General features: G+C 49.6%; 9 protein-coding genes. 8 read left to right on the top strand and 1 reads right to left on the bottom strand.

Annotated elements, in window-relative coordinates; translation table 11 throughout:
• Positions 1 to 105 precede the first annotated feature (105 nt).
• The 6 genes from AC5OW4_RS12985 to AC5OW4_RS12960 all read left to right on the top strand — a co-directional run bounded on the left by AC5OW4_RS12985 (position 106) and on the right by AC5OW4_RS12960 (position 4,669).
• A complete protein-coding gene (locus AC5OW4_RS12985) occupies positions 106 to 672 on the top strand; it encodes a hypothetical protein (RefSeq protein ID WP_195396615.1) in 567 nt (188 codons plus the stop codon).
• Positions 665 to 1,936 (top strand): alkaline phosphatase family protein, encoded by a 1,272-nt coding sequence (locus AC5OW4_RS12980; protein ID WP_493677057.1) that lies wholly within the window; start codon positions 665 to 667, stop codon positions 1,934 to 1,936. Before AC5OW4_RS12985 ends, AC5OW4_RS12980 begins: the two co-directional genes overlap by 8 nt.
• 240 nt (positions 1,937 to 2,176) lie before the next feature.
• A complete protein-coding gene (locus AC5OW4_RS12975) occupies positions 2,177 to 2,326 on the top strand; it encodes a hypothetical protein (protein WP_156788879.1) in 150 nt (49 codons plus the stop codon).
• A 457-nt stretch (positions 2,327 to 2,783) separates the two neighbouring features.
• Entirely contained in the window at positions 2,784 to 2,984 is a 201-nt protein-coding gene (locus AC5OW4_RS12970) for a hypothetical protein (protein WP_493677056.1), read from the top strand.
• Positions 2,985 to 3,098: 114 nt separating this feature from the next.
• Positions 3,099 to 3,926: a bifunctional hydroxymethylpyrimidine kinase/phosphomethylpyrimidine kinase gene (locus tag AC5OW4_RS12965; protein ID WP_493677055.1), complete on the top strand. Its 828-nt coding sequence runs from the start codon at positions 3,099 to 3,101 to the stop codon at positions 3,924 to 3,926.
• Positions 3,923 to 4,669: a TIGR04076 family protein gene (locus AC5OW4_RS12960; RefSeq protein ID WP_493677054.1), complete on the top strand. Its 747-nt coding sequence runs from the start codon at positions 3,923 to 3,925 to the stop codon at positions 4,667 to 4,669. The genes AC5OW4_RS12965 and AC5OW4_RS12960 overlap by 4 nt, the downstream gene beginning before the upstream one ends.
• Positions 4,670 to 5,121: 452 nt before the next feature.
• Here AC5OW4_RS12960 and AC5OW4_RS12955 read toward each other — a convergent pair whose 3' ends face one another.
• A complete protein-coding gene (locus AC5OW4_RS12955; RefSeq protein WP_195396619.1) occupies positions 5,122 to 6,822 on the bottom strand; it encodes a proline--tRNA ligase in 1,701 nt (566 codons plus the stop codon).
• Positions 6,823 to 6,962: 140 nt separating this feature from the next.
• On the opposite strand from AC5OW4_RS12955, the gene AC5OW4_RS12950 reads away from it, so the two are divergent.
• Positions 6,963 to 7,196 carry a FeoA family protein gene (locus tag AC5OW4_RS12950; RefSeq protein WP_072684416.1) on the top strand — a complete coding sequence of 78 codons (234 nt, stop codon included), beginning with the start codon at positions 6,963 to 6,965 and terminating at the stop codon, positions 7,194 to 7,196.
• On the top strand, positions 7,193 to 8,715 hold a 1,523-nt coding region (gene feoB, locus AC5OW4_RS12945; RefSeq protein WP_493677053.1), incomplete at its 3' end, for a ferrous iron transport protein B. The genes AC5OW4_RS12950 and feoB, both read left to right, overlap by 4 nt.

Below are 8,715 nucleotides of genomic sequence, written 5' to 3'. Positions count from 1 at the left end.
GGCCATCGAAGCTTGCCTGAACAGCCTGAAATAACCAACGACAGGGAAGGGGAGTGCCGGTTTGACTTCGCTTCCCTTTCTTTTTATGAAAGGAGGCGCAACGCCATGGATTTAAAAGGTTTGAAAACAAAACACGGATATCAGGCTGAGGAATTGATCTCCGCCCTGCAGAAGCTGATCCGCCGCGCAGAAACGGAACGGGCCGCGACGGTGGCGATGGAATGCTGCATGAGCAGTGAAGCGTTGGAAGACTTTGTCTGGAAACGCTTAAAAGCGATCTGCGTAGAGGATATCGGCATGGGCCAGCCGCAGGCGGCGCCGGTGATCGACAGTCTCGATCATTTCCGCAAGGATTTCGACTATGGCGAATCCGATCGTTGGATGTTCACGGTGCATGCGGTTCGTTATCTTTGTCTGTGCGATAAAAACCGTGATTCCTGTAATCTGAAAAGTCTGATCAAGCGGAAGCTGGAAAGCGACCCGAAGGGGATTGAGCTGCCGGACTTCGTATATGACATGCACACGGAAAAAGGCCGTGCGATGGGACGAGGCTATCTGCATTTCCTGGATGAAGCCAGTCAGGTAATCCCTGAAGTGCAGGTGGAGGAAAACACCTGGAAGCAACAGCTGCGGGCGCTGATGGCAGAGAATCAGGAGGGACATCATGAATAAAAAGACACTTGTCATTTCGATCGACGCGTTGATCAGCGATGATATCCCGCTGTTGGAAACGCTGCCGAATTTAGGCCCCCTTGTAAAAGGCGCGGCGCAGGTGCGCGATATCGAGTGCATCTATCCGACGCTGACCTATCCGTGTCATGTTTCGATCATGACGGGCTGTTATCCGAATAAGCACGGCATCGTTCATAATGAGCGGCTGCAGGTCAATGTGCCGAAGCCGCAGTGGAACTGGTGGTACAAGGATATCCGGGTCAAGACGATGCTGGATTACGCGAAAGCGGCAGGACTGAGCACCGCTACAGTGACCTGGCCGGTCATGGCCGGTTCCGCCGCCGATTACAACATTGCGGAAATCTGGGCGCCGACGATCAACGACGACCCGACAGACATCTGCACTCAGGCTAACAGTCCGGCAGTCGCAGAAATTTTTGAACGCAACAAAAGTCGTTTAAAATGGATGCTGACGCCGGAGTTTGATAACTATGCCGAACATTGCGGCGCGGAAATTATCGAAACGTTCCAGCCGGATCTGATGTTTATCCATTTCTCCTATGTTGATCATCAACGACATCAAAACGGCGTAAAAGGTGAAAAAGTCAATGAAGCACTGAGGTTTGTGGATGATAAGATCGGCACGCTGATCGCTGCGCTCAACCGTCAGAATTTATTGGACAAGACCAACATCGTCATCCTGGGCGATCATGGTCAGATCAATGTATCCCATTTGTTCAATCTGAACAAGTTGTTTTATGATCGGGGATTGATCGATATCGATGAACAGGGGAAGATTACAGACTGGCGGATGTACGCTCAATCCTGCGCTTTCTCTGCGCATATTCATTTAGGCCCGGCGATGGATCGGAATGAAGCGGCGGCGATACTGAAAGAAATTCAACAAACCTATCCGCAGGAAATTGAAAAAGTATGGACGGCTGAGGAAGCCCTGAATCAGTGGCACATGAAGGGAGATTTCGAGTTCGTGGTGGAAACAGTGACCTCCGTCTCCTTTGGTAAGAACCTGACGGGCGATCTGATCGAGTCCGTTGATAATTCCGACTATAAATTCTCAGTCGCCACGCATGGACATCTGCCGACGAAAGGTGATCAGCCGCCGTTTATTCTAAGTGGTCCGGATATTAAAATGGGCGTTCAGATTCAAGGGGCGAAGCTTGTGGACGAAGCGCCGACAATTATGAAGATTTATGGTATTGTCATGGAAGATATTGACGGTCATCCGCTCGATGTTGTGCGTTAGCCTTTCAGCTTTCATCGAAGATCAGGGTCAATCACTCAGAGAGTAACGAATAGAATGTAAAAAAAGCAATGAGCGGACAGAGCTTGTTTCTAGTGAAAGAAACGCGGTCGAGTCCGTCGATCATTGCTTTTTTTAACCTTTGGATATCTTGTTTTTAAAACTCAAATAAGTTGATTTCATTATTGAGTTATAGACTAGTCTATGCTAGACTTAAATTGCCCGAGGAAAGGATGTGAAGAGATGGGGAAGTCCAAGGGCAAGAGAAAAAGAAGCACGCCCAATGATCAAGACCAAATCAGTCTGATTATTGAAATCGTTAAACTAATAACGGCAATTATCAGTTTAATCGGTGTGCTTCTTCCTTTTCTTAAAGAGATCGGCTTATTTTGAGCCTTTCTCTTTCCCATCTCTATTATATGCAAAAAAGAGATAGAAAACAATCGCAAAATTTTTTAGTCGATTCGTTGGGACTCAGCTTAAAATGAAGTCATTGTTATATGTTGCCATCTATAAATGCCACTAAGAAATTTTGCCAAGTGAAATGGATTAGATTTAGTTCGTTTTATCAAACTCAAATAAGTTAAGATCACTATTGAGTTATAGACTAGTCTATGCTAAACTTAAGTTGCCCGAGGAAGGATGTGAAGAGATGGGAAAATCCAAGGGCAAGAAAAAAAGAACTACGCCCAATAATCAAAACCAAATCAGTTTGATCATTGAAATCATTAAACTAATAACGGCAATTATCAGTTTAATCGGCATAGTTCTTACATTCTTAAGGGAAATTGGCTTATTTTAAGCCATTCCCTTCCCATCTCTATTATATGCAAAAAGGAGGCAGAAAACAATGGAAAAAAAGACTTTTAATCAAGCGGCTTATGTTAATGAATATAAGAAAAAGTTCTATAAACAGTATGCGTTTCGTTTCAGTTTGAAAAAAGATCAAGCGATTATTGATCACTTGGAAAAGCAAGCAGATAAAACAAATTATATTAAATCACTCATTCAACATGATATCGAAAAATCAGAAAAGGAAAGTTCATTATAGACTAAATATATTTCGCTGGAAAGACTAGTTTTCTCTCAATCTCTACGATTGAGGCAAACGTTTGCTCTGAGGGCATGCTATAATAACGCTGTGAATTAAAGGGGGAAGTTGGATATGGAAAAAGAAATTCTACTGGTTAACGATTTGTGCGGCGTTGGGAAAGTCGCCTTGTCCGTTATGATTCCGCTGTTGTCGGCACAGGGACATATCGTGCATAATCTGCCGACCGCGCTAGTGTCCAATACGCTGGATTACGGTGTTTTTGATATTCAGGATACGACGGACTTTATGGAGAATACGCTGAATGCCTGGGATCAGCTGAACTTTCATTTCGATTGTATCTGCACGGGATTTCTCGTTTCAGAAAAACAGGTAGAATTATTAAAACGATTGTTTGCCGGTCATCCGGAGGCACTGAAAATCGTCGATCCGATTCTGGGTGATGAAGGGCATCTGTATCCGGGTGTGGATCCTTCCGCCGTCGAACTGCGCAGAGAATTAGCTACTTCGGCCCAGGTGATCGTTCCTAATTTAACGGAAGCGGCACTGTTATGCTCGCATCCTGACTGGGGAATAAGCGTGACCCGGAAACAGAAGGATCAGCTGCTGGACGAATTGACCGCATTAGGCTGCAGCTCGGCCGTGATCACCAGCGTCGTTTTCGCGGAAGAGGGCGGTCATTATGTTTGCGGACGGGATGAACGGGGCGTCAGCTTCGATCTCCCGTTTGAAATGATTGACGTCCGGATTCCCGGTACCGGTGATGTGTTCTCCGCCGTTTTGGCCGGGGCATTGCTGCAAAAGAAAACGCTGCCGGAAGCGTGTCAAAAAGCAATGGATGCCGTTGAAGCGTTAATTCGTCAAAATCAAGATAATCCCGATTTATATCGGGGCCTGCGGATCGAACAGGCCATCGCTGAAAACCGGGGGATTCTATCATGAATTCCAGAGCTAAGATCATCATCACACTGATCGATCGGAAGGGACCCAACGGCTGTCACCGGGGACAGCAGATCGGCGATAGTTATGACTTTGACACAGAACGCGGACAATTGTGTCCTATGGCGGCGCATGTCGCGTTTCCTTACATCGATATTCTTCGCTATGGCGGACAGATTCCCGGCAATCCGGAAAACCGCGCGGTGTTCTGCTGCCCGGATGTTGACACGATCAATGTTTACCGGATTGAAAAACTGGTGAGTCAGGATACAGAACGACTGGAGCTCACGCCATTGACTGTCAAGGATGCAGATACCGTCCTGGCGATGGCCGGCAAGGAATCCGTTGCCCGCTATATGCGCTTTTCGACGTTGAAATCTCATTCAGAGGCCGTGGACTTAATCCTGCAGCTGACCGCGGGAATTAACAATGCCTGGCTTGTGACCAGGAAATCGTCGCAGGAACCGGTGGGCGTGCTGGCATTAAAGCAAACGGAGAAGCCTGAAATGCGGGATGTGACGTTGTTTCTGGATGAACCAGCCTGGGGCTGCGGATTGGGGCAGGAATTGCTGAGCTGGGCAACGGATTTTGCCAGTCAAACTTTGAATGTTTCTGTACTGCAAGCCTATGTTGCCATGGAAAACACGGCCTGTCAGCGCCTTTTAAGCCGTTTGAATTATAAATTGGAAAAACGCTTCGATTTTGAGGATCAAAGCGTTCTGGTTTATCACAGGATAATCAATTAAAGCTGCGTTCGTTTCGGAACCTGACCTAAACGGAAAGGGGTCTTCCGGCGGAAGAACAGAAGACTGCCGAAAAGAGCGGTGATGACTTCCAACAATGATTTCATAAGCGATGTTCCTCCTTTGTCTTTATTCTATGCTTATCCTGGCGGATCTACCATGGACAGGCGTGACAAAATCCTCACAGTTTTGTAAGGTTCGAGATTCCTTGATCCCGGGAAGCGGACGCCGGCGTGGAGAAGCTGGAAAAGCGGAGGAAGATTAAGACAATCGGGTTCTGCCGATTATGAGCTTAGATTAAAAACTCACTGTCACGAAAATGTAGCTTGTGAGGGAGGATGATCCAACATCCATCAGAATAAAAGGGAATGACGCTATTCACGCCAATAAAAAAGTGATTTCTGACATTGAGCCCAGAAGATCACTTTTTATTTTATCGTGATTGTCCTTTTGGCTTACTCACCTTGATGAATGAGCTCTAAAACCTTAGCGACTACGTTGTCAATGCTGATGTCTTCCGCTTTTTCCGCCTTGCGCAGCTTCATCTCAACAAGACCATCGCCGATTTTCTTGCCGACGGTCAGCCGGATTGGCGTACCGATCAGATCCATATCCTTGAACTTAACGCCCGGCCGTTCATCCCGGTCGTCCAGCATGACATCGACGCCGGCTGCCTGCAGCTGGGCATACAGCTGTTCTGCGGCAGCCATCTGCTGCTCATCCTTTTTGGCAATGACAACGATCGCTACCGGATACGGCGCGATATTGATCGGCCAGCATAAGCCATGCTCATCGCTGTGCTGTTCAGCCAGCGCGGCCATGCAGCGGCCGATGCCGATGCCATACGAACCCATCCAGACCGGATTCAGTTTGTTTTCCTGATCGAGATATTCCAGATCCATCGCCTGAGCATATTTCGTTCCCAATTTAAACGTATTCCCGATTTCAATGCCTTTTTTAAAGACGATCTTGCCGCCGCAGATCGGACAGGTATCGCCTTCCATGATCTGCCGGACATCCGCCGTGTAATCCGCTTTGAAATCTTCCTGATTGACATGGATATAGTGATATCCCGTCTTGTTGGCGCCGGTGATGAAATTCGCCATATGCGAAACTTCCAGATCCATGATTAAAGGACAATGCAGACCGATCGGACCAGCGAAGCCGATTTTGGCGTCGGTCGCTTCGACGACCATCTCAGGTTCTGCTAGCGCGATTTCCAAGCCGCCGACAAGCTTGAGAACCTTGGTTTCATTGACTTCCCGATCGCCCCGGACCATCACCGCAAACGGCTTGCCGTCGATGTTGTAAATCAATGTCTTGACAAATTGATTAGCCGCTTCATGCAAAAACTCGGTGACTTCCTCGATCGTGCGCGCATTCGGTGTTTCCACCAATTCCTTCGGCAGATGCGCTTCCATGCTGTCAGCGCCCTCATCTTTGCACGGCGCAACTTCCAGGTTGGAAGCAAAGCTGCATTGGTCGCACAGAACTAAAACATCCTCGCCGATTTCCGTGACCGCCTGGAATTCCTCGGACAAAAGTCCGCCCATGACGCCGGTATCGGCGCGAACGATCTTGTAATCCATGTGCATCCGGTCAAACGCCCGCTTGTAAGCATCGAACATCTTTTGATAGGCGACGTCCATGCCTGCTTCATCCTTGTCAAAGGAATAAGCGTCCTTCATGATGAACTCGCGGACGCGGATCAAACCATAGCGAGGCCGCGCTTCATCCCGGTACTTCGTCTGAAACTGATATAAATTGAACGGCATGTCCTTGTATGAGCGGATTTTCATGCCCGCCGCAACGGCGAACAGTTCCTCGTGTGTCGGACCGAGAACATAGCTCTTGTTAAACCGGTCCTTCAGCGAGAACATGCTGGAACCGAAGTTATCCCGCCGGCCGGATGCGACGTAAACTTCTTCCGGGATCAACGCCGGCATCAACAATTCCTGGCTTCCCGCCTGATCCATTTCTTCACGGACGATGTTTTCAATTTTTTTCAGCACTTTATACCCAAGGGGAAGGTACATATAGACTCCTGCCGAGCTTTTTTTGATCATGCCCGCACGAACCAGCAGATTACCGCTGACGGAATCTTCATCCTTTACGTTCTCACGCAGAGTCGTAAAGAAACTTTGACTTAATCTCATAACGCTTCTCTCCTATTCTTTGAAATTAACCTTTCTGATTATACCACAATCTGCCTGTTATACCAGAGTGAGGATGTCGAAATTTGCGCGGAAGGAAGGACTTTTTATAAGCATAGTCTGTAAGGAAAGGAGAGTCAGCGATGAAACTAACACAATTGCCATCCGGCCTCAGCGCAGTCATCACGCGCATTGACCTGCCGCCGGCGCTGGCGGACCGGCTGGAAGCTCTGGGTTTGCGGGTGGGCGAGGACATTGAATTTGTCCGCAGTGCGCCGCTGCAGGATCCGGCGGAATACAGCGTCGGGGGCAGCCTGATCGCGCTGCGCCGGCCGGATGCCGCGCGGATCCATGTCGCTTTGAAGAAAACCGAATGAAGACCGTAGCCTTTGTCGGCAATCCCAACGCCGGGAAAACTGCCTGGATCAACGCGCTGTCGGATGCTGGGTTTGAAGTTGGCAACTGGCCGGGCGTTACGGTGGAGCGCAAGCAGGCACAGGTTGAATGGGATAAGGAAGCGATTACCCTGATCGATCTGCCGGGCATTTATGATTTACAGAAAACCAACAACGAGGAACAAATCACCCAGGACTTTCTAGAATCCCAGCCAATCGACTGTCTCATCAACGTCCTGGACGCGACGCATTTACAGCGGGCGCTGCGGCTGACGCTGAAATTAAGGACGCTGCAGATTCCGATGATTCTGATTTTTAACTTTTACGACGAGGTGCTGAAAAATGGAATTGAGATTGATGCGGCAAAGCTGAGCCGCCGTTTGGCCTGTCCGATTCTTTGCGCCAGCGCTTTTGACAAGCAAGCCGGCCGGCAGGTGAAGGACACCGTTCTGGCGATGCTGCATCAGCCCTTTGACGGCTACCGGCCGCTGCTGCCAAAACCGTTGGAACAGGCGTGGGTCGATGAAGTCAACGCGCTGCAGCTGGCAGAACCCTTTGCCTCGCCGCTGGCGCTGAAGAAACAAGCCTATCAAAAGCTCTGTGACCGCCAGCCGCAAGCGATGCATGAGGCGCTGTACCGAGCGGTCGACAGCTTGATGAGCCATGTTCGTCAGGATCCACAGCGGCGGCTGTTAAAAACCAAGCGGATCGACGCGGTGCTGCTGCACCGGATCTGGGGACTGCCGCTGCTTTTGGCGATGAGCTTTGGGATGCTGATGCTTATCTATAATGGCAGCGCGCCGTATGTGGCATGGCTGAATCAATTAACTCTCTGGATGCAGCACGGCTGCCGGCTCTTATTGGCTTCAATGCCGGCCTGGGTGCAATCGTTGGTCTGCGACGGGTTGTTGGCCGGGATCGGCAGCGTGCTCAGCTTCTTACCGTTAATGGCGTTTTTGTATTTCTTCCTCGGCTTGCTGGAAGAAAGCGGCTATATGGCCCGGATCGCGTTTTTAATGGACCGGCTGATGCGGCCGTTTGGCTGCAGCGGCAAAGCGTTTGTTTCCTTGTTGTTAGGTCTGGGATGCAATGTTCCGGCCGTGATGGCGACGCGCGTAATCGAAGAGGAAAGCAGCCGCCGGCGGACAGCACTGGTCGTTCCATTAATCAGCTGCGGCGCACGTTTGCCGATTTACCTGTTGTTTTCGGCGGCGTTTTTTCCCGGGCAGGGCGGGTTGGTCGTGTTTACGCTGTATGGATTAAGCCTGGTCAGCGCGTTGGTGTTATCGCTGGTGCTGTCGCTGCCGGAGCATCGCAAACAGCCGTGGATGGTGCTGGAACTGCCGGTATATCGCCGTCCGTCGCTGCCGGTGGTATTCAACAAGGTCCGCCAGGAAGTCAAAAATTACACCCGTAAAGCGCTGACTGTCGTGATGCTGGCAATGACAGTGCTGTGGGGACTGACGTATTTTCCGACCGGGGAGATCGCCACGTCCTATGC

The sequence above is a fragment of the Holdemania sp. genome (assembly GCF_986127675.1).
This window is presented reverse-complemented; position numbering and strand designations above follow the sequence as displayed.